We start from the raw sequence: 20,946 nt of genomic DNA, 5'->3' as shown, positions 1-20,946 counted from the left end.
CTGCCTTTCCTTTAGGAGTCCCGAGCTGAAGGCTCCGGCCGGAACCCCGGGCCGGGGGGTGTCCCCGCCGGGGTTCGGAGCCGGGATCGAGCCGAGAGGCCGCCTGCCAGGTTCCGCGGTGTTGTTTGGGGATCCATCTTCCCGAGTGTTCCGGCGCGCCGGAAACCGGGGCCCTACTCCGCGAGCACGGCGGAACGGATCCTCGCGGGCGCGGTGGAGCCGCGGACGACAAGCTCCGGTTCGAAGAGCAACTCCTCCGCGGTGACCGTCGCACCCTCTATCTGGCTGACCAGCAGGGTCACGGCCGTCCGGCCCATGGCCTCGATGGGCTGGCGCACCGTGGTCAAAGGTGGATTGGTGCAGTTCATGAAGGCGGAGTCGTCGAACCCGACGACCGAGGCGTCCTCGGGCACCGACATCCCGAGCCGGCGCACGGCGCGTATGGCCCCGAGCGCCAGCGGGTCGCTCCCGCAGATCAGGCCCGTGACGCCCTTCTTCAGCAGCTTGGTGGCCACGGCCTGCCCTCCCTCGGGGGAGAACAGCGTGCGCTCGACCGACTCGGGGCCCACCTCGATGCCGGCCGCGCGCGCCGACGCGATGAAGGCCGCGTGCTTGCGACGCGAGGGGATGTGGTCCTCGGGCCCGAGGACCAGCCCGATGCGCTCGTGGCCGAGCGAGGTCAGGTGGCCGAACGCCTGCTCGACCGCCACGGCGTCGTCCGTGGAGACCTGGGGGAACCCGAGGCTGTCGGTCGCGGCGTTGACCAGCACCACGGGCAGCCGGAGCTCCAGCAGCCGGTAGTAGTGCTCGTGGGGCGCGTCCGCCTCGGCGTAGTGCCCGCCCGCGAACACCACCCCGGAGACCTGCTGCTCCAGCAGCATCTCCACGTAGTCGGCCTCGGACAGCCCGCCCGCGGTGCGGGTGCAGAGCACGGGCGTGAACCCCTGCTGGGCGAGCGCGCCGCCGACCACCTCCGCGAGCGCCGGGAATATCGGGTTGCCCAGCTCGGGGAGCACCAGGCCCACCAGGCGGGCCCGCTCACCCCGGAGCTGGGTGGGGCGCTCGTAGCCGAGCACATCGAGAGCGGTCAGCACGGCGGCGCGAGTCGACTCCGCCACGCCGGGCTTGCCGTTGAGCACCCGGCTGACGGTCGCCTCGCTGACGCCGACCTTCTTCGCCACTTCCGCAAGTCGCCGTGTCACGGCGCAATCATAGGTCGGAAAGCTGCAAGCCGCTTACATTCCGGCGGCTTTGGATGAAACCGGCCTACATCAGGATCGGTCCAACCGTGCCGACGGCCCGTGCCCGCACTCGGGCGCCCCCGGCCCGCTCCGGCCGCCACACGCCGCCCGCGCCCGCGTCCGTACGGCCTGAACTGGGCAGGCATGATCGGCGGCCACGGTCACCTCGGGAGGCGCCCGGCTGTGACGTGGATTTGCACCGCCTTACGGGCGCTTGCAACTCCAGCCACCGGCGCTTGTCAGCGAGCGGATCGAACCCGTGGCAATCGATTTGCGCCATCACGCAGAACCCTCGCAGAGCGGGTCAGGCCCAGAAAGTGATCAAGCGGTCGGCGACGGCACGGCCCTGGGCGTAACCGGCCTCGGCGCAGGGGGTGCGCACGGCGGGGTCCAGCGGGTCGGCGCCCATGGCGCTGAGCGACGCCTTGTCAGGGATGACCACTTCCACCTCCGCCCCCGTGCCGAGGGACTCCACCTGCCGCGCGAGCTGCGGGTCTTCGAGGGGGGCGAGGACCAGGACGCGGTCGTACCCGGCGGCCAGATCGGCGTTGACCCCGGACCGGACCCCGCCGTCCATGTAGCGGCCGGCGCCGATGGTGACCGGGGGCCACACGCCCGGCACGGCGCAGCTCGCCGCCACCGCGTCGACCAGGTCGACCCCGGAGGCCCGGTCGAACACGCGGGGCTCGCCCGTGGAGGTGTCCACGGCCACGAGCGCGATGTCGGCCTCGGGCCACTCGTGGCGGGGAAGCCGGTTCGCGATCACCTCCCGGCGTACGGGCTCGGGGACGGTCCTGGCCGCGAGGGCCAGCTCGCCGACCTCCCTGCGCACCTGGGCGAGGTCCTGTGTGCGCTGGTAGAGGGCCTCGAACGAGGACACCAGCTCCTCGACCGCGATGCCGCTCGGCAGCTCCTTGTTCTGCAGGGCCGGGTCGGCCTGGCGGCGGTAGAGCTCCTCCAGCGGCACGTCGGTGGTCACCTGCGCGGCGACGGTCGCGCCCGCGGACGTACCGATGATCTTGTCGGCCGCGCGGCACTGGACGCCGCCCTCGGCCAGCCCGGCGAGGACCCCCGTCTCCCAGGCGATGCCCGCCACCCCGCCGCCGCCAAGCACCAAAGCACGCTTTTTCATGACAGATCCCCTGCCTCGTTCCGGAAGATCATGCTAGCCGTCCAGAGTCCTGGCCTGGGCCCGGGCCGCCGGTCACGACCGCCACGAGCCGGGTGCCCGGCGGGAACGCCTCCCTGGTGACCAGGTCGAAAATCCCGTACATCATCTTGGCCACGTAGACGCGGTCGAGCGTCCGGCCGTGCCGTGCCGCGAAGTCCTCGACGAAGGCGCCGAGCTCCTTGGTCGTCTTCGCGTATCCGCCGAAGTGGAAGCCGCATTCGAGGCTCCAGCCCGGCGACGGCGTGCCGAAGGCCTCGCGTTGCAGGCGCTCCACCTCGCCGGCCAGGTACTCGCCGCCCTTCAGGACGGGGAACCCCACCGCCCGGCACCCCGCGGGCAGGGCGGACGCGATGCCCGCGAGGGTGCCGCCCGTCCCGCACGCGCAGCAGATCACGTCGTACGCCCGCCCGCCGCCGCCCTCCGGGCCCGGAGCGAGGGCCCGGAGCTGGGCGTCGACCTCCGAGGGCAGCTCCGCGCAGCCCTGGACCGCGTACGCGTTGCTGCCGCCCTCCGGGAGGAGGTAGAAATCACCCCACACGGCGCGCAACCGGGCGATCACCTCCGGGGAGTCCTTGGCCCGGTAGGTGGAGCGGTCGAGGTAGGCGATCCGCATCCCGCGCGCCGCGGCGTACGCGAGCGACGGGTTGAGCGGGAGGTGCTCCTCGCCGCGGATCACGCCGATGGTCGCGAGCCCGAAATGGTGCCCGGCCGCGGCCGTGGCCCGGATGTGGTTGGAGTAGGCGCCGCCGAAGGTCAGCAGCGTGCCCTTCCCCTGCCGCGCGGCCTCGGCGAGGTTGTGCTTCAGCTTGCGCCACTTGTTCCCCGGCAGCTCGGGATGGATCAGGTCGTCGCGCTTCAGGAACAGCCGGACCCCGCCCAGCCGCTCGTCGCGCAGCTCCTCCACCGGGCTCGGGAGCCGCAGCGCGAGTCCCGGGGGGAGTGTCTCGCCGTTGTCCACAGGGCCAGCTTGGCACGCGAACCGGCCGCGGGCGGTCGGTAGGCTACGACCCGACCCCGAACCTGAGGAGCCGCCGTCATGCGTGCTGTCGATGCCTTCCGTGCGGCGTTCGGCCGCGAGCCCGAGGGTGCCTGGCACGCTCCCGGGCGGGTCAACCTGATCGGGGAGCACACCGACTACAACGACGGTTTCGTGCTGCCGTTCGCGGTGCCCTGGGGGGTCACGGCCGCCGTGGGCCGGCGCGACGACGACACGATCACGCTGCTCTCCCTCCAGGCCGGCGGCGAGGGCGGCCCCGCCGGCCGTCCTCAGGTGATCCAGGAGTACGAGCAGGCCGAGGGCTGGGCCCGTTATGTCGTGGGTGTCTTCTGGGCGCTGCGGCAGGCGGGTCACCCCGTGCGCGGCGCCGACCTAGTGATCGACGGTGACGTGCCGCAGGGCGCGGGGCTGTCCTCCAGCGCCGCGCTTGAGGTGGCCGTCGCCATGGCCCTCGACGACCTGTACGACCTGGGCCTGAGCAAGCTCGACCTCGCCCTGCTCGCGCAGAAGGCCGAGAACGACTTCGTCGGCATGCCCTGCGGCATCATGGACCAGGCCGCCTCCGCGCTCAGCCAGGAGGGCCACGTCCTGTTCATGGACTGCCGGAGCCTCGCGACCCGTGCGGTCCCGCTCGACCTGGCCGCCGACGGGCTCCAGATCCTGATCATCGACACCGGTGCCCACCACGAGCTCGCCGACGGGCAGTACGCCCGCCGCCGACGCGACTGCGAGAGCGCGGCCAAGCGTCTCGGGGTCGACGCCCTGCGCGACGTCACCGACCTCGCCGGAGCCCTGTCCGTGCTCGACGGCGACGAGCGCAAGCGCGTCCAGCACGTCGTCACCGAGAACCACCGAGTGCAGGCGCTGATCGGGCTGCTGCGCGCGGGGGCCGTCCGCGAGATCGGCGCCCTGCTGAACGCCTCCCACCTCTCCCTCCGCGATCAGTACGAGGTGTCCTGCCCCGAGCTCGACGTGGCCGTCGAGGCGGCGGTGCGGGGCGGGGCTCGCGGCGCCCGCATGACCGGGGGCGGCTTCGGCGGCTCGGCGATCGCCCTGGTGGCCGACGAGCGGCTCGAAAGCGTGCGCGAGGAGATCACCAGGGCGTACGGGCAGCGGGGCTGGGCGCCCCCGCGCTTCCTCCCCGCCGTCCCCGCCGCCGGAGCCCGCCGCCTCGGCTAGAGCTCTGGCCCACCTCGGTCTGGCGTCCCAGGCCTCGATCAGGCCTCAAGCCTCAGGGCTCAGGGCTCAAGCCGCAGGGCTCAGGGCTCAGGCCACTTTGGCGACCGTCGGGGTGAGGGTTTCGGCGAGGAGGGTGCGGGCCAGGGCGTCGGCGTGGCGGATCAGGGCCGCGTCGAGCCCCCGGGGCAGGGTCGTTCCCCCGCCTCCGGTGGTCCAGGGGCCGAAGGCGAACCGCCGGGGGTGCGCCGCCCCCGCGTGGTCGACGATGCGCCGGTCGGGCAGGCGCACCTTCAGCAGCCCCGCCTCCTCGGAGCACTCACCCCGCGCGTACAGCCGCTTGACCAGCGGGTCACGGGTACGGCTGACGCTGGGTTCCGGCCGCCTCGCCTCGATGAGGCCCAGGGCGGTCAGGGGTCCCGGCACGGTGGTCCCGGTCGCCCGCCAGGTGCCGGTCTCGTGGGGCTCGACCCGGGTGTCCGTGCCCAGGAAGGTGACGATCCCCGCCCTGCCGAGGGCCCTCAGCTCGGCGAGGCGCGCGGCGGGCAGCCCCCCGCCGGCGTGGTCCGCGAACCCCTGGAACCACGGATCCTGCGGCACCCGCCCGGCGAGCACGTCGAGCACGCCCCGCAGCCCGTAGATCATGGCGAGGTCGGCGCTGTGCGCGGGGTCGGCCCTGCGGGACAGGTCGGCGGCGAGGTAGCCGTGCATCCACCTCTGCAGGCCGGGCAGGTCGCCGAAGCGCATGCCGGCGAGCGGGCGGTCGAACCGGGCGAGGTTGAGCCGGTCCTCGAAGCGGGGCACGGCCCTGCGGATCAGCGCCCGCATCGCCTTGCCCTCCCACTCCTCGGGGGCGTAGGCCTCCGCGAAGTCGGCCCAGCGCATGCGGGCCCGCTCCGGGTGGGCGGTCAGGATCTCGTGGTAGTACGCGAAGGCCAGATCCTTGGCGACCAGCGGCCACACCTCCCGCCGGAAGTCGTACGGCCGGTCGGCCGCCAGCGCCGTGACGAACCTCGGAGCCGGCGGGTGGTCGCCTCGCAGGTCGTAGTCGATCCTGGCGCGGGAGGGCACGCCGCGCCGGGACCCGGCGTGGATCAGCGGCTCCCTGCCGCCGGGGACGTAGGTCAGCTCGCCGTCCCGGTCGCGCCTGAAGCGGCCCCCGCGGCCGGTGGTCAGCTGGGCCAGCACGTCGGCGAAGACCGTGCCGAGGCCACGCACCAGCACGGGCTGCCCGCCGGGCACGTGGTCGAGCGGCAGGTTGCCCGCGTAGCCGGTGGGCCGGTAGTACAGGCTGTTCCGGCGGGCGAAGCCGAGCCGCTCCAGCTCCTCCGGCGTCGCGACGACGTCCACGTGGTGCTGGGCGAGGACCACGGCGTCGGCGTCGACGCTGGTGCCGTCGTCCAGCAGCACCCTGCGGCCGGCCAGGTCCACCGCCCTCGCACTGTGGACGTGGACGCGCACCCCTGGCGGTCGCGACTCCGGGCCGCCCGCTCCGCGACCGGCCGAGGACGCGTCCACGACATGGATGTCGAGCGGACGCCAGCCGATCATCTCGGAGGCGTTGGCGCAGATGCGCTCGACCAGGCAGGTCGCGCCTGGCCCGGCACCGATGACGCAGACGGATCCGGTCACGCTCGCCTCCCCTGATTTACCTATTCAGAAGGTAGGAAATACATGAATATCTGTCAAGACATGGTAAGACGAAACGGCACCTCCTGTCCGGAGAAGCTCCGGAGAAGGCACCGTTTCGATCAAGGTTTTACCATCGTACGCACGCCCGTCACTGGGAGGCGAACTGCGCGACTCCCGGATCCGCCTTCGCGGCGAATGTGTCTACTTCCACAGGAAACCGGGACCGCAGCCCGCTCGCTTCGAGCACACGGCGTACGGGAGATGAGGGGGCCACGAGACGAACTCCGCCACCGAGAAGCAGCGAACGGCGCCGGGCGGCCATGAGCGCTCCGAGCCCGCTGGCGTCCATGAAGGTCACTTCGGAAAGGTCCAGGACGAGGCGGGCCCGAGACGGCTGGAGCGCGGCGAGGAGCCGCTCACGCAGCGCTGGAGAGCACGAGATGTCGACGTCCCCACTGACGCGGCACAAGGCCGTGTCGGCGCGAACGGTGACGGACAGGTCCATCAAGGACCTCCAATCAATGGACGCGAGGGCGGCTCGCGGTGGTGCAAACCGCCCCGACTTGCGTCCTTGGGGTGAAGGCGGCAGAGCCGCCTTCACAGGAGCCTCTCGGCTCGAATACTGACTAGAGCGGGCGAACCTGCTCCGCCTGGGGGCCCTTCGGGCCACGCGTCGTCTGGTAGTCGACGCGCTGGTTCTCCTCCAGGCTGCGGTAGCCACTCGAGTCGATGGCGGAGTAGTGGACGAAGACGTCCGCACTGCCGTCATCGGGAGCGATGAAACCGAAGCCCTTTTCGGCGTTGAACCACTTGACGGTTCCCTGAGCCATAAAACTGATCTCCTCATGAGACGATCTACGAGGTCCACGGGCGTGGAGCCCCGGGTTGTTTAGCGACCGACCGCCCCTTGAAAGCACATTGGCTTCGCACGGTGGAACGCCCGCTGTAAGAACTCCGCAGGCGCTGCTACACGTTAACGAACCTCCACTACAACCACTGCCATTCAACACCATGTGGAGCCCCATCGCCAACGCCGGGGGCCCCAGGCCGGCAAACGCCCGGCCTCCCTAGGTGGAGGGCCGGCCGGACCCTGGGAGACAGGGGCGGATACCACGCAGGAAGGCGGAAACCGGCTAGCCGAGCGGCGGAAAAGCGGGGGGACGGCGCTCCAGGAAACTGGCCACGCCCTCCGCGAAATCGGGCCGCCCGAACGCCTCGATCATCAGCCGGACGGCCTCGGTGGCGGAGTCGTCGAGGGACTCCTGCCAGGCGCCCCAGACCTGCCGCTTGATCACGGCCATCGAGGCCGGCGAGCTGTGCGCCGCCAGCTCGCGCGCGTAGGCGACCGCCTCTTCGAGCAGCCGCTCCCCTGGCACCACGCGGTTGACCAGCCCGAGCTCGCCCGCCTCCGCACCGGTGAACGTACGGCCCGAGAGCAGGAGGTCCATGGATTTCGCCTGCCCGATGAGCTTGGGCAGGATCCACGCGAGGCCGTACTCGGCGATCAGGCCGCGACGGGCGAACGCCGTGGTCCACTTGGCGTCGGCCGCGGTGAGGACCACGTCGCACACCAGCGCGTGGACCATGCCGAGCCCCGCGCAGGCGCCGTTGACGGCCGCGACGATCGGCTTGCGGATCGTCGTGGGATGGGTGTTCGGGCGCTTGTCGGGCTCCTCGTCGTACGAGCCGTCCTGAAGGGCGGTGAGCGTCTGGAAGTCCGCGCCCGCGCAGAAGCCCTTGCCCGCGCCGGTGACCACGATCGCGCGCACGTCCGGGTCGCGCTCGGCCTCCTCCAGCAGGTCGAAATAGCGCCGCCCCATCGCGTCGATCCAGGCGTTCAGCCGGTCCGGCCGGTTGAACGTCAGCGTGAGCACGCCCTCGTCCAGCGACGACAGCACGAGATCGGACATCGAACCTCCCGGAGAGACCACTACCGAATAACGTTCTACACCAATTTCCCGGGAGGAAGGAGCCGGGTCACCCCTCGTACTCGCTCGTGCGCGGGTGGTGGACGAAGGCGGGCGACAGCTGTACGTCGTCGTAGTAGCGGTGGAAGACCGGGGTGAGCGACCCGGAGAGCGGCGGGACGATCCACGACCAGTCGGCGGGACAGATCCGCCCGGAACGCTCCTCACGCTCCAGATGCGAGATGAACCGCCGGGCCTCGGTGTGGTGGTCGGTGATCGTCACGCCCGCCCGCCCGAACGAGTGCAGCACGGCGACGTTCAGCTCGACCAGGGCCTGGTCCTTCCACAGGGTGCGGTCGCTGGAGGTGTCGAGCCCGAGCCGGTCGGCGACCACGGGGAGCAGGTTGTAGCGGTCCTCGTCCGCCAGGTTCCGCGCGCCGATCTCGGTCCCCATGTACCAGCCGTTGAACGGCGCGCAGGGGTAGCAGACGCCGCCGATCTCCAGGCACATGTTGGAGATCGCGGGCACCGCGTGCCAGCGCAGCCCGAGATCGGCGAACCAGGGGTGCGCGGGGTGTTCGAGCGGCACCTCAAGGATCGCGTCCCCGGGAACGGTGGCGAGCAGGGGTGGCTTGCCCCCCGCCTCCACGACCAGCGGCAGGACGTCGAACTCCGAGCCGGAGCCGCCCGTCCAGCCCAGGCGGCGGGCCGTGGCGGTGAAAGCGGCGTTGCGCGCGTCCCCCGCCACGACGGCCCCCTCCGGCCCGAGGTGCCCGGCGTAGCGGATGAGCTGCTCGTTCCAGACCCTCGGCCCCGGCCGGCCGGGCCGATCCTGCGCGAAGACCGTGATCGTCGGACGGATCCGCCCGGACGCGGTCGCCTCGCGCAGGTGGTTGACGCACTCCACCGCGACCCCTTCCGCGGTGTCGACGGAGCGGTGGTCCCGCACCCGGAGCGACCGCCAGTACAGGCGGCCGATGCACCGGCCGCTGTTGCGCCAGGCGACCCGGGCGCCGAAGGCCAGCTCCTCGGCCGTGTGGGTGTAGGTCCCGTACTGGCCGATCTGTGCCAGCACCTGGCGCAACCGTGGCTCGACGGGCCCCGCCGAGGGGGTCTCGGCGTGGTACGTCCGCAGGAAGCTCTCGGCGTCCACGGGGTCCACGGGGCCGGTGCCGGCGCCTCCCCTGTGCGGGGAGGGACCTCCCGAGGGCGCCTCCCTCTGTGCCGCGCCCGGCCCCGGGGAGGGGGAGGGACACGAGATCCGACGTCGAGCTCTGAACCACGCCAGCATGTACAGACCGCCACACCGTGCTCACGAGCGTCGGCACCGTTTCCGGGCGGTGCGGCGCCCTGCGCGCAGCGGCCTTCCCCGCTGCGGTTGCATGATCCGCGGCAGCCGGGCCGTCGAGCCCCCACGCGAACGCCATCACATCAGGAGCAGGCGTGTGACGCAGTGACACGAAGCACGGCAGACCCACATCTTGGGCCATCTTCGGCGATTTGTCCCCCATATCTCAGAGGGATCTTCGGAAGTCCTGAAACGCCGGAGGCCCCAGGATGAACTCCTGGGGCCTCCGGCGTGTGGCTCCCGCGATAGGACTCGAACCTATAACCTGCCGGTTAACAGCCGGCTGCTCTGCCGATTGAGCTACACGGGATCGTCTGGCGCGTCGCTCGGAGAGGCTTTCGGCCCTTCCTTGCGGCGCGGAACTAGATTAGCGCATTCCGGGGGGTGCGTGTCGCACCCAGATCATCCAAGCGTCTCGCCGAACCCGCGAAAGGGCGGCCTTCCGGCAGAACGCGCGGCGCCTTGGGACCATAACCCTTCTCAGCCGGGGTAGGGGAGGCGGAGAGCGGGGATGCCAGCGGCACGCGGAGGTAGAAGATGCGATATCGATTCACGTTCGCCGTGGGCCTGGCCGTCGGCTACGTCTTGGGCAGCCGGGCAGGCCGGGAGCGGTACGAGCAGATCAAGCGAGTGGCACAGCGGGTCGCCGACAATCCCATGGTCCAGCAGGCCGCGGGCGTGGCCGGAGCGCAGGCCTCCAAGGCCGCCGAGGTGACCAGGCACAAGCTCGGCGACGTGCTGGGCGACAGGGTGCCCTTTCTGCACAAGAACGGCTGGGCCGTCGCCAGGGACGACACCGGCACCGGCACCGGCTGGCCGGACACCGAGATGGACCGGGTGACCTGACCCGGCGCCACGCGAAGGCGGCCCACGGGGACTTCCCCGTGGGCCGCCTCGCCGCGCGGTGAGGGCTCTCAGACGGTCCGAGCCCGGTGAGGGCTCTCGTACGGTCCGAGCCCGGTAAGGGCTCTCCGACGGTCCCGAGAGCGCGGTGAGGGCTTTCAGATGCCGAGGTTGCGCCTGAGCTCCTCAAGGGCCTGCTCGGCGGCGGCCCTCAGGCCCGGATCGGTGGAGTCGAGGCCCTGGTCGAAGATGAGCTCCCACTCGGCCGCGTCCTGCCCGGGCACCCGGCGCGCGACCAGACGCACTCCCCCGCGGTCCCCCAGGCGCACGTGCCGGTTCGCCAGGATCGACGAGGTGACCCGCTCCCGCACGGCCTCGGGCAGGCGTCCTGGGTCGGGCAGCGTCATCCGCCGCTCGGTGCCGTCGGTGGCCACGACGCGCAGCCCCTCCTCGTCCCACAGCGCCCGGTCGATCCGATACCAGGGCAGAGGGCTCTCGCCCGGCAGGCGCAGCGCCCGGTCGGTGGCCACGACGTACGAGCCGTCCGGCGTGCGGGCGTGGACGAGCACCCGTTCGCCCGCCTCCAGCGTGACGCCCGCCTCGGCGGGAAGGCTCCGGGAACCCCAGGGAAGTCGCATGGGTGAAAGCTACCCGGCGAGCAGGTCGAGGGTGAGTGCGGCCGACCAGGAGAAGTCACGGCAGCCCTGGCCCATGCCGTCGAAGGGGTCGAAGCACTCGCGGAACCCCGCCTGCCGTACGAGCCGGAGGGTGCTCGCCGCCAGCGACGCCGCGAGGTCCGCGAGACCGTGCGCGACCGCCGCCCGCCAGAGCAGCCAGTTGGTGTTCACCCAGGACGGCCCGCGCCAGTATGTCGACCGGTCGAACTCCAGCGCCCGTACCTCGCAGCTCGGCACGGGATAGCCGCAGGGCCCGATGAAGCGGGACTCCAGCACCTCGGTGAGGACCCCGACGACCGAGGCGGGCATCCCCGGGTCCAGCAGCGGCCCGAAGCAGCCCACCGTGCGGACGGGGATCAGTCGCCCGGCACGCAGGTCGCGCGCGTAGAAGGCGCCGTCCCACAGGCGGTCGAGCAAGGCCCCGCGGATCCGGTCGGCGGCCTCGCGAAAGGGCGCGCGGTCGGCCCCGATGGCCTCCGCGAGCCCGGCCAGCGCCACACAGGAGGCCAGCCAGATGCCGTTGAACAGCGGGTCCTCGACGGCGAAGGGGTGCTCGTCGCGCAGGTAGCCCGCGTCGTACCCGGAGTCGCGGTAGCGCGTGGCCAGCCGCACGTAGCGGTCGTGGTGGCTGTCGGACTCCAGCGCGTGGGCGTACCGCACCACGGGAAGCGCGGCCAGCGGAACGTCCCAGGCGGGGCTGTCGTCCAGCCCCGACTCCCAGGGGTGGACGATCGCGGCGAGGCCGTCCCCGCCGAGGTCGCGGGCCGAGGCCAGGTAGTCGTGCTGGGCGACCAGGCTGGGCCAGGCCCTCCGTACGAAGCCCAGGGCGGCGTCGCGGTCGGCGGCGTACCGCCAGATCCACCACACGGCGCAGGCCTGGAGCGGCGGCTGGGTGAGCCCCGAGGTGATCGCCCCGCGCGGCGCCGCCGGGCACTCGGCCGACCGCCACAGCGACGGCCCGGGGTAGTAGGCCTCAACGGTGGACCGGTCGAAGACGATGTGCGGCACCATCCCGGTGCTCCACTGGCCGGCGAACAGGCTCAGCAGTTCGGCGCAGGCACGGGACCAGCGGCGGCGGGCGAGCCCGATCGCCACGAAGGCGGAGTCCAGGCTCCACTGGTGGGGATAGCGCCCCACCGCCGGCACGGTGGCCGACCCTGTCCAGTTCGCGTCAAGCACGTCGAGTGCGGCCTGCTCGAGCGCGGTGTCGTCGACCGCGGACCGCGCGTCCATCGGGTCGTCGGCAGGAGACCGTCGCCTCCCGGGAGGGGAGCGCCGTCTCCCCGGAGGGAACGCCGTCCGCCGCCGGCGGAGACGGGAGTGCCGTCCCTGCCTTCCTCCTCTCGTGACCGGTACCGGTCCGAGTCACGGCGCCCGGCCGATGGGCTCCGCGTGCCCGGGTCTCAGCCATGACCCCAAGACCTGGGTCTCGGCGTTACCCCCAAGGCCTGGGGCTTTCGTGCCCGGTCTCGGCGTGGCCCCGAGGCATGGGCTTTCCGCGTCCGGCCCACGGCCCGCACGCCCGGCGGGTCATGGACCGGACGGGACGACTCAGTCGAGGTAGTCGCGGAGCATCTGCGCGCGCGTCGGGTGGCGCAGCTTGGCCAGCGTCTTGGACTCGATCTGCCGGATGCGCTCGCGCGTGACGCCGAACTCCCGGCCGACCTCCTCCAGGGTCCTCGGATGGCCGTCGGACAGCCCGAAGCGCAACTGGATGATCCGCTGCTCCCTGTCGGACAGGGTGGCGAGGATGTCGTCCAGCTGGTCCTGCAGCATGATGAAGGCCGCGGCCTCGATCGGCACCACCGCGTCGGCGTCCTCGATGAAGTCACCGAGGTCGGAGTCCTCCTCGCCGATGGGCGACTGGAGCGACACCGGCTCCTGGGCGATGCGCTGGATCTCGACCACGCGGTCGACGGGCAGGTCCATCTCCAGGGCGATCTCCTCGGGAGCCGGCTCCCGGCCGAGATCCTGGTGGAGCTGCCGCTGCACCCGCACCAGCTTGTTGATCGTCTCGACCATGTGCACGGGAATTCGAATCGTCCGCGCCTGGTCCGCGATCGCCCGGGTGATCGCCTGGCGAATCCACCACGTGGCGTACGTGGAGAACTTATATCCCTTGGTGTAGTCGAATTTCTCGACCGCCCGGATGAGACCCAGGTTGCCCTCCTGGATCAGATCGAGGAAGAGCATTCCGCGCCCGACATAGCGTTTCGCGATCGACACCACGAGCCGCAGATTGGCTTCGATGAGCCGCTGCTTCGCCCGGACGCCCTCCCAGACGAGCTCCTCGAACTCCGGCTTGGCCAGCCTCAGGCCGAGATCGCATAATTTGTCCTCGGCGAACAGGCCCGCCTCGATCGCCTTGGCCAGCTCCACCTCCTCCTCGGCGGTCAGCAGCGGAACGCGGCCGATCTCCCGCAGGTATATGCGGACGAGGTCGCTGGTCGGCGCCCGCTTGCCGACGTCCTCCTCATCGGGGCGGACGGTGTCTTCCTCGGCCTGAGGTTCGAGCACCTCCACACCCTTTTCGGCGAGCATCCGCACGACGCGTTCCAGCGCGTCGGCCGGCAACTCGGAGCGGTCAAGCGCGGCGGCCACGTCGTCGACGGTGACGCTTCCGCGCTCCCTTCCTCTCGCGACTAGATCCGCCACCTGATCTACCGATGGCGGTCCACTTGGCAGCACCGATGCACCCACGGGACATAGTCTGCGGTATAGGGACCAGAAAAGGGCAGGCCTATTTTTGGCACAGAAGGTAAGGCGAGAGCCATTACCGAATCGATATCAAACAAAAGTTTGGCCGACGTGAGAAGCGGATAGTAAAGCTAATTACGCTCCGACGGCGCGTTCTCTTAACACCCGCCGTTGTTGTTCGAGCGCCACCAGTTCCCCGAAGAGCCGGTTGTAGTCCTGCTGCTGCTCAACGGGGTTGAGCCGCTCCATCTTGGCCTTGATCTGGAAGAGCGCCCGCGTCACCGCGATCTCGGCCAGGCGGGCCAGCACGGCCGCGCCGTAGCGCTCCTCGCTCGCCAGGTCGGAGCGCACGGGCTCGACCGCGAACCTGGTCGCCAGCGCGCGCAGGGCGTCGTCCTCGGTGTGCTGGAGCAGCAGGTCGACCCACTCGCGCCCGCCCGGGCCGCCCGCCACCGTGCCGCCGGCGGACATGACCAGCTCGTACAGCGCGACGTGCTCGGGCGCGGTGAACGCCTGCGCCCCGAGGGCGTCGAACTCGGGGCCCATGAGCGCGGGACGCTGCACCGCGAGCTTGAGCGCCTCGGACTCGATGCGCACCACGGGGTCGGCCTGATCGACCGGGCGGGGCGCCGCCGCGCGCCTGGCGGGCCGCTCAGGGGCGCCGGGACGGCCGCCGGGGGCGGAGCGCGCGCCGACCTCCTGGATGCGCCGCAGCACCATGCGCTCGTCCATGAACCCGAGCCAGCGGTCGAGGTCGACGGCGTACCTGCCACGCAGGGCCGGGTCCTTGATGCCGGCCACCAGCGGCGCGGCGGCGTCGAGCGCGGCGAGGCGGCCCTCGTTGGAGGTGAGCTCGTAGCGCGAGATGACGCTGCGGATGGCGAAGGCGAAGAGCGGCTCGCGGCTCGCGATCAGGTCGCGCACGGCGCCGTCGCCCTGCTTGACCCGCAGGTCACAGGGGTCGAGCCCGTCGGGCTGGACGGCCACGAAGGTCTGGGTGACGAACTTCTGCTCGTCGGCGAACGCCCGGAGCGCGGCCTTCTGCCCGGCCGAGTCGCCGTCGAAGGTGAAGACGACCTCGCCGCGGAACTCGGCCTGGTCGAGCAGGAGCCGCCGCAGGACCTTGATGTGCTCCTCGCCGAAGGAGGTGCCGCAGGTGGCGACCGCGGTGGGCACGCCGGCGAGGTGACAGGCCATCACGTCGGTGTAGCCCTCGACGACGACCGCCTGGGAGCGCTTGGAGATCTCGCGCTTGGCCAGGTCGATGCCGTAGAGGACGGTGCTCTTCTTGTAGATGGGGCTTTCGGGGGTGTTGAGGTATTTGGGGCCGTCGTCGCTGTCGAGCAGCTTGCGCGCGCCGAACCCGATCACCTCGTTGGTGATGTCGCGGATGGGCCAGACCAGCCGGCCGCGGAATCGGTCGACGGGGCCCCGGCGACCCTCTCTGGCCAGGCCGCCCTTGATCAGCTCGGCGGCGCTGAACCCCCGGCCCAGCAGGTGGCGGGCGAGCCGGTCCCACTCGGCCGGGGCGTAGCCCACCCCGAAGTGCTCGGCGTCGACCCGCTCGAAGCCCCGCTCGGACAGGAACCTGCGGCCGGGCGCCGCCTCGGCCTCCGAGAGCAGGGAGGCGTAGAACTCGGCGGCGGCCTTGTGTGCCTCGATCAGGCGGCTGCGCTCGCCGTGCTCGCGCCCCGGAACGTAACCGCCCTGCTCGTAGCGGAGCTGGATGCCCGCGCGCTGCGCCAGCCGCTCGATGGCGTCGGTGAAGGTCAGGTGCTCAAGCTTGCGGACGAACGTGATGACGTCGCCGCCCTCGGCGCATCCGAAGCAGTACCAGTAGCCTCGGGAGGGCGTGACGTTGAAGGAAGGGGACTTCTCATCGTGGAAGGGGCACAGGCCCTTGAGATTGCCGCCGCCCGCGTTGCGAAGCTGGATATGCTCGCCTACGACCTCGGCGATCGATGAGCGCTCCCGCACGAGCGCGATGTCCTCGTCACTGATCCGCCCTGCCACGCCGTGAGTCTACGGCTCACCACCGACAACCTGGGGCGCGAGCCGTACATGGTGGGTGATTTTCCGCGAATGGGTCGTGTCGGCCATGAAGGTCGGTTACAAAGGAAACGCTCATTTTCGGTAACGTCAGGCGGGTGGAGATCATGCGATCGGGGCGACTCGCCGCCATTGCCGCGACGGTGCTGGTCACCGCGGCCTGCACCGCCCCGGGCGGAGTGGCCGGCATCAGCACGTCGCCGCCCACTTCCGCTCCGGACATCACGGCGAGCACAGCCGCCGAGGCCCTCGGAGCCGCGGAGGCGTTCTCAGGCGAGCCCGGCGCGTCTCCCAGCGGGCCGCGGGGCGAGATCGACGCCGCCACGCTGAAGCCCAGCGCCTCCGCGCCCGCGGTGAAGCCGCCGCCCGGCGACGGCCCGGTCCGGGTGCCCCCACCGCGCCTTTCGAGGTTCAGCTACGTCTTCCCCGTGCGCGGATGCCGGATCAGCTACGCCCGCAAGCAGCTGGTCCTGCCCAAGACCACGATCTGGGCCGGGAAGGGCTGCTCCTTCGTCGCCCCCGTCAGCGGCACCGTCCACGAGGTGAACACCAGGAACCGCTGGAAGTCGTCCACCGACCACGGGGCCGACCGCGAGGGCCGGTTCGTGTCCATCGTCGGCGCCGACGGCGTCCTGTACTTCGGCGGCCACCTCGACACGGTCGCGCAGGGCCTCAAGCCCGGTATGGCCGTGAGCGCGGGCCAGGTGCTCGGGCAGATCGGCGACTCGGGGAACGCCAGAGGCGGGGGCTCAAACCTCTACTTCGCGGTGTCCTGGGCGGCGCCGTCCAAGCTGTGGTGGGTCCGGCGGGGCATGGTCGACCCGTGGACCTACCTGGACGCGTGGCTGAACGGCAACCGCACCCTGTCCCCCGCCCAGCAGGTGGCAGCCGTGCGGGCCAGGGTGGGCGCGGCGCCCCCGTGCCGCACGCTCTGCGCGTCCAAGCCCGGCAAGAAGCCCGAGGAGCGGCCCATCCCGACCCAGAGCGCCGACCCGGACGTCGTCACCACCGGCCGGGCCCGCGGCGAGGCGGGGACGCACGACCGTACTCCGGGCTAGGCGCTAGGCGCGGGAGCCGAGGCTCCGGTGCAGGGCGACCGCGGAGACGTCGGTCAGCGAGGCGATCTGGTCGACGACCACGCGCAGCCGGCCCGCGTCGTCGCCCGCGTCGGCGAAGGCGGCCCGCAGGGCGGGCTCCAGGGTCCCCGGGGCGCCCAGCATGATCATCGAGGCCAGCTCGGCGATCAGCTCGCGCTGGCGGGCCTGGTTGGCGTTGTGGTCTTCCCTGGCCATCACGTAGTGCGCGGTCACCCCCTTGAGCAGCGCGCACTCAAGACGGGCCGCCCTCGGCACGATCAGGTCGGCGCCGTGCCTGGTGAACCCCGGGCCGTACGCCTGGAGGGTGGCGGCCTGCGCGGACAGGCAGAACCGCCCGATCAGCGCGCTGGTGCAGGACTTGAGCGCCACGAGGTCGGCCATGGTGCCCTCGAAGCGGGAGGGCCAGAGCGGCTCGGCGACCAGGCTCGCGAGGGTGTCCTCCAGCTCGGTCAGGGAGGAGTCGACGGCGTACCACTTGAGGGTGCGCTCGCAGACGTCGCGCCGCTCCCCCGGATCCCGCAGCAAAGCCAGTGTGACGTGCCCGGAGTGAAGCGCGTCCTCCAGGTCGTGGACGGAGTAGGCCACGTCGTCGGACCAGTCCATGACCTGCGCTCCGAAGCCGACCCGGGAGGCCGGGACACCCTGCCTCACCCAGTCGAAGACCGGCAGGTCGTCGGGGTAGACGCCGAACTTCGGCCCGTGGGCCGACGTCCAGGGGTACTTCAGCGCCGAGTCGAGCGTCGCGCGGGTGAGGTTGAGCCCGGCGCTCCTGCCGTCGCTCGTGAGGACCTTGGCCTCAAGCCGGGTCAGCAGCCGCAGGCTCTGGGCGTTGCCCTCGAAGCCCCCGCACCGGGCCGCCAGCTCGTTGAGCGCCGTCTCGCCGTTGTGCCCGAACGGCGGATGGCCGAGGTCGTGGGCCAGGCACGCGGTCTCCACCAGATCGGGGTCGCAGCCGAGCGCCTTGCCCATCTCCCTGCCGATCTGGGCGCATTCGAGGGAGTGGGTCAGGCGGGTGCGCCCGATGTGGCGGCCGTGGTCGGGGATCTCCCCCGGCCCGACCACCTGGGTCTTGGCCGCCAGCCGTCTCAGGGCGGCGCTGTGCAGCACCCGCGCGCGGTCGCGTTCGAACGCGCTGCGCTCGGGGTTGCCGGGAGGCTCCGGCACCCATCTCGCCTGCTCGAACTCTTCATAGGCTCTCATCGGTAGCGGGATGCTACCCCCGTGAGGGCCTGCGCATCACAAACATGCAGGAAACTCACGATGTCCGGCGCATCTCCTCTCTCTTCGCAGGTCAGACGGCCCGTAACACCCCCCTACCCGCCGCCGCCCGCACCCCACTGGCGAGGGCCGGACAGCGGCCCTCGCCAGTGGGGTCCAGGACACGAGGGACGGGGTCAGCGGGACTCGGGCTCGGCGCACGCCAGGGCGGCGCGCCCGGCCTCCAGGCGGGCGACGGGGACCCGGAACGGCGAGCACGAGACGTAGTCGAGGCCGATCTCGTGGCAGAAGCGCACCGACTCGGGGTCGCCGCCGTGCTCCCCGCAGATGCCCAGCTTGAGGTCCGGACGGGTCTTGCGGCCCTCCTCGACGGCGATGCTCATCAGCCGGCCCACGCCGCTCCTGTCGATGGTCTCGAACGGGGACACCCCGAAGATCCCGAGGTCGAGGTACCGCGAGAAGAACGCGGCCTCGACGTCGTCACGGGAGAAGCCCCAGGTCATCTGGGTCAGGTCGTTGGTGCCGAAGGAGAAGAACCGCGCCGCCTCGGCGATCTGCCCGGCGGTCAGGGCCGCCCGGGGCACCTCGATCATCGTGCCGATCAGCGCCTCGACGCCCACCTCGTCGAGGATGCGCTCGGCCTCGTCGCGTACGCCCTCAAGCTCCTGCACCGCGCTGACCAGCGGGATCATGATCTCGGCCCGGGGGTCGCCCCCAGCCGCGCGCCGCTCGGCCGCCGCCTCGGCGATGGCCCGCACCTGCATGGCGAACAGGCCGGGGATCACCAGGCCGAGCCGCACGCCGCGCAGGCCGAGCATCGGGTTCTGCTCGTGCAGCCGCTTGACGGCCGCGAGGAGCTCGCGGTCCCTCGGCGTCGCGTCGGCTCCGGCCAGCGCGATCTTCACCGAGAGGGTGGTGAGGTCGGGCAGGAACTCGTGCAGGGGCGGGTCGATCAGCCGGATCGTCACCGGCAGCCCGTCCATCTCCGCGAGGATGCCCACGAAGTCGGACTTCTGGAGGGGTTCGAGGGCGTCCAGGGCCGCGCGGCGCTCTTCGCCCGAACCGGCCAGGATCAGATCCTCGACGAGCTGCCGCCGGTCGCCCAGGAACATGTGCTCCGTGCGGCAGAGCCCGATCCCCCGCGCCCCGAACCTGCGGGCGCGGGCGGCGTCGTCGGGGTTGTCGGCGTTGGCCCGTACGTCCAGGCGGCGGCGCCCGTCCGCGTGGCTCATGATCCGGTGTACGGCCTGGACGAGCTCGTCGCCGCTGTCGCCCGAGCCCTCGAAGTACTCGACGACGGGCGAGGCCATGACCGGCACCTCGCCGAGGTACACCTCACCGGTGCCGCCGTCGATGGAGACGACCTCGCCCTCCTCGACCACCACGCCACCGGGGGCGGTGAACCGCCTCCCCTGCGCGTCGACCTCCAGCTCCTCGGCCCCGCACACGCAGGTCTTGCCCATGCCGCGCGCGACCACCGCGGCGTGCGAGGTCTTGCCGCCCCTGCTGGTCAGCACGCCCCGCGCGGCGATCATGCCGACGAGGTCGTCCGGTGTGGTCTCCCGGCGGACCAGGATGACGTCCTCGCCCTGCCCGGCCAGCTCCTTGGCGCGCTCGGAGGAGAACACGGCCTTGCCCACGGCGGCGCCGGGCGAGGCGTTCATGCCCTTCGCGATGCGCCGTCGGCCGGCGCCGAGGTCGAACCGGGGGAACATGAGCTGCGCGAGCTGGTCCCCGGTCACCCGCGAGACGGCCTCGTCGAGGTCGATGAGGCCCTGGTCGACGAGCTGGATGGCGATGCGGAAGGCCGCGGCGGCCGTACGCTTGCCGACGCGGGTCTGGAGCATCCACAGCTTCCCGCGCTCGATCGTGAACTCGATGTCGCACAGGTCGCGGTAGTGGTTCTCCAGCGTCTCCATGATGCCGAGGAGCCGCTGGTAGGACTCCGGGTCGATCCGCTCGAGCTTCTGCAATGGGACGGTGTTGCGTATGCCCGCGACGACGTCCTCGCCCTGGGCGTTCTGGAGGTAGTCGCCGTACACGCCCTGCTGGCCCGAGCCTGGGTCGCGGGTGAACGCGACGCCGGTGCCCGACTCCATTCCGAGGTTGCCGAAGACCATCGCGACGATGTTGACCGCCGTGCCGAGGTCGGCCGGGATGCGCTCCTGGCGGCGGTAGATGATCGCGCGGGGGGCGTTCCACGACTCGAAGACCGCCTCGACGGCGAGCCGCATCTGCTCACGCGGGTCGCAGGGGAACTCGTGACCGGTCTGCTCCCTCACGATGCCCTTGTAGGTCTCCACGAGGCGCTGGAAGTCGGAGGCTTCGAGGTCCAGGTCGCTGTCGACGCCCTTGTGCCGCTTGGCCTCGTCGATCCCGTTCTCGAACAGGTCGCCGTCGATGCCGAGCACGGTTCTGCCGAACATCTGGATGAGCCTGCGGTAGGAGTCCCAGGCGAAGCGCTCGTCGCCCGCCTGCTTGGCCAGTCCCTGGACGGACTCGTCGTTGAGGCCGATGTTGAGGACGGTCTCCATCATCCCGGGCATGGAGTACTTGGCTCCGGAGCGCACGCTGACGAGCAGGGGGTCCCCGGCGTCGCCGAGGCGCTTGCCCATCCCCTTCTCCATCGCGGTCAGGTGGGCCTCGACCTCCTCCGAGAGCCCCTCGGGGAAGCCTCCGTCGGAGAGGTAGCGCCGGCAGGCTTCGACGGTGATCGTGAACCCCGGAGGCACGGGAAGGCCGAGGTTCGTCATCTCCGCGAGATTGGCACCCTTACCACCGAGGAGATCCCTGAGATCCTTGTTGCCCTCGGTGAAGTCGTATACGTACTTGGGCACTCCAGCTCCTTCAACGACTTCAATGGCGTACGATTCCGCCTCGTTCCGGGGACTCT

At 71.3% G+C, this 20,946-nt stretch carries 17 protein-coding genes and 1 tRNA gene; 3 read left to right on the top strand and 15 right to left on the bottom strand.

From position 1 onward, the window contains the following. Window positions 1–173: 173 nt before the first annotated feature. From ACGFIV_RS04055 to ACGFIV_RS04045, 3 genes are all read right to left on the bottom strand, one after another. On the bottom strand, window positions 174–1,202 hold the full coding sequence (locus ACGFIV_RS04055; RefSeq protein WP_358555749.1) for a LacI family DNA-binding transcriptional regulator: 1,029 nt from the start codon (window positions 1,200–1,202) through the stop codon (window positions 174–176). A 343-nt stretch (window positions 1,203–1,545) separates the two neighbouring features. Continuing rightward, window positions 1,546–2,373, bottom strand: coding sequence for a patatin-like phospholipase family protein (locus ACGFIV_RS04050; protein WP_358555746.1), 828 nt, complete (start codon window positions 2,371–2,373; stop codon window positions 1,546–1,548). Between the two features lie 28 nt (window positions 2,374–2,401). Further along, window positions 2,402–3,370 (bottom strand): 1-aminocyclopropane-1-carboxylate deaminase/D-cysteine desulfhydrase, encoded by a 969-nt coding sequence (locus ACGFIV_RS04045; RefSeq protein WP_392831741.1) that lies wholly within the window; start codon window positions 3,368–3,370, stop codon window positions 2,402–2,404. 78 nt (window positions 3,371–3,448) lie between these two features. Between ACGFIV_RS04045 and galK the strand changes: the two genes are divergently transcribed. Continuing rightward, a complete protein-coding gene (gene galK / locus ACGFIV_RS04040) occupies window positions 3,449–4,588 on the top strand; it encodes a galactokinase (RefSeq protein WP_358555740.1) in 1,140 nt (379 codons plus the stop codon). Window positions 4,589–4,675: 87 nt separating this feature from the next. Here galK and ACGFIV_RS04035 read toward each other — a convergent pair whose 3' ends face one another. The 6 genes from ACGFIV_RS04035 to ACGFIV_RS04010 form a co-directional block, all read right to left on the bottom strand. Further along, entirely contained in the window at window positions 4,676–6,217 is a 1,542-nt protein-coding gene (locus ACGFIV_RS04035) for an FAD/NAD(P)-binding protein (protein ID WP_358555737.1), read from the bottom strand. Between the two features lie 148 nt (window positions 6,218–6,365). After that, a complete protein-coding gene (locus ACGFIV_RS04030) occupies window positions 6,366–6,722 on the bottom strand; it encodes an STAS domain-containing protein (protein ID WP_358555734.1) in 357 nt (118 codons plus the stop codon). Window positions 6,723–6,843: 121 nt separating this feature from the next. Next, window positions 6,844–7,047, bottom strand: a complete 204-nt coding sequence (locus tag ACGFIV_RS04025) for a cold-shock protein (protein ID WP_248964071.1) — start codon at window positions 7,045–7,047, stop codon at window positions 6,844–6,846. Window positions 7,048–7,350: 303 nt separating this feature from the next. Then, the gene (locus ACGFIV_RS04020; protein WP_358555731.1) at window positions 7,351–8,127 is read right to left on the bottom strand and encodes an enoyl-CoA hydratase-related protein; all 777 of its coding nucleotides are present in this window, start codon (window positions 8,125–8,127) and stop codon (window positions 7,351–7,353) included. 67 nt (window positions 8,128–8,194) lie between these two features. Then, window positions 8,195–9,286 (bottom strand): nitric oxide synthase oxygenase, encoded by a 1,092-nt coding sequence (locus ACGFIV_RS04015; protein WP_392831735.1) that lies wholly within the window; start codon window positions 9,284–9,286, stop codon window positions 8,195–8,197. Window positions 9,287–9,706: 420 nt separating this feature from the next. Next, window positions 9,707–9,782, bottom strand: a tRNA-Asn gene (locus ACGFIV_RS04010). A 227-nt stretch (window positions 9,783–10,009) separates the two neighbouring features. On the opposite strand from ACGFIV_RS04010, the gene ACGFIV_RS04005 reads away from it, so the two are divergent. Beyond that, entirely contained in the window at window positions 10,010–10,318 is a 309-nt protein-coding gene (locus ACGFIV_RS04005; RefSeq protein ID WP_358555725.1) for a YtxH domain-containing protein, read from the top strand. 155 nt (window positions 10,319–10,473) lie between these two features. On the opposite strand, the gene ACGFIV_RS04000 is transcribed toward ACGFIV_RS04005, so the two are convergent. The 4 genes from ACGFIV_RS04000 to dnaG form a co-directional block, all read right to left on the bottom strand. Next, window positions 10,474–10,953 carry a hypothetical protein gene (locus tag ACGFIV_RS04000; RefSeq protein ID WP_358555723.1) on the bottom strand — a complete coding sequence of 160 codons (480 nt, stop codon included), beginning with the start codon at window positions 10,951–10,953 and terminating at the stop codon, window positions 10,474–10,476. Window positions 10,954–10,962: 9 nt separating this feature from the next. Next, window positions 10,963–12,225, bottom strand: a complete 1,263-nt coding sequence (locus ACGFIV_RS03995; protein ID WP_392831731.1) for a hypothetical protein — start codon at window positions 12,223–12,225, stop codon at window positions 10,963–10,965. Between the two features lie 318 nt (window positions 12,226–12,543). After that, a complete protein-coding gene (gene rpoD / locus ACGFIV_RS03990; RefSeq protein WP_358555767.1) occupies window positions 12,544–13,680 on the bottom strand; it encodes an RNA polymerase sigma factor RpoD in 1,137 nt (378 codons plus the stop codon). Window positions 13,681–13,824: 144 nt separating this feature from the next. Further along, window positions 13,825–15,702 (bottom strand): DNA primase, encoded by a 1,878-nt coding sequence (dnaG, locus tag ACGFIV_RS03985; RefSeq protein WP_358555717.1) that lies wholly within the window; start codon window positions 15,700–15,702, stop codon window positions 13,825–13,827. Window positions 15,703–15,845: 143 nt separating this feature from the next. On the opposite strand from dnaG, the gene ACGFIV_RS03980 reads away from it, so the two are divergent. Then, complete coding sequence (locus ACGFIV_RS03980; protein ID WP_358555764.1) at window positions 15,846–16,796, top strand: M23 family metallopeptidase; 951 nt, start codon at window positions 15,846–15,848, stop codon at window positions 16,794–16,796. Between the two features lie 3 nt (window positions 16,797–16,799). On the opposite strand, the gene ACGFIV_RS03975 is transcribed toward ACGFIV_RS03980, so the two are convergent. Further along, window positions 16,800–18,035 (bottom strand): deoxyguanosinetriphosphate triphosphohydrolase, encoded by a 1,236-nt coding sequence (locus ACGFIV_RS03975; RefSeq protein ID WP_358555714.1) that lies wholly within the window; start codon window positions 18,033–18,035, stop codon window positions 16,800–16,802. Window positions 18,036–18,229: 194 nt separating this feature from the next. After that, window positions 18,230–20,890, bottom strand: a complete 2,661-nt coding sequence (ppdK, locus tag ACGFIV_RS03970) for a pyruvate, phosphate dikinase (protein ID WP_392831727.1) — start codon at window positions 20,888–20,890, stop codon at window positions 18,230–18,232. Between the last annotated feature and the right edge of the window lie 56 nt (window positions 20,891–20,946).

The organism is Sphaerisporangium sp. NPDC049003, assembly GCF_043197795.1.
Classification (GTDB): domain Bacteria; phylum Actinomycetota; class Actinomycetes; order Streptosporangiales; family Streptosporangiaceae; genus Sphaerisporangium.
This window is presented reverse-complemented; position numbering and strand designations above follow the sequence as displayed.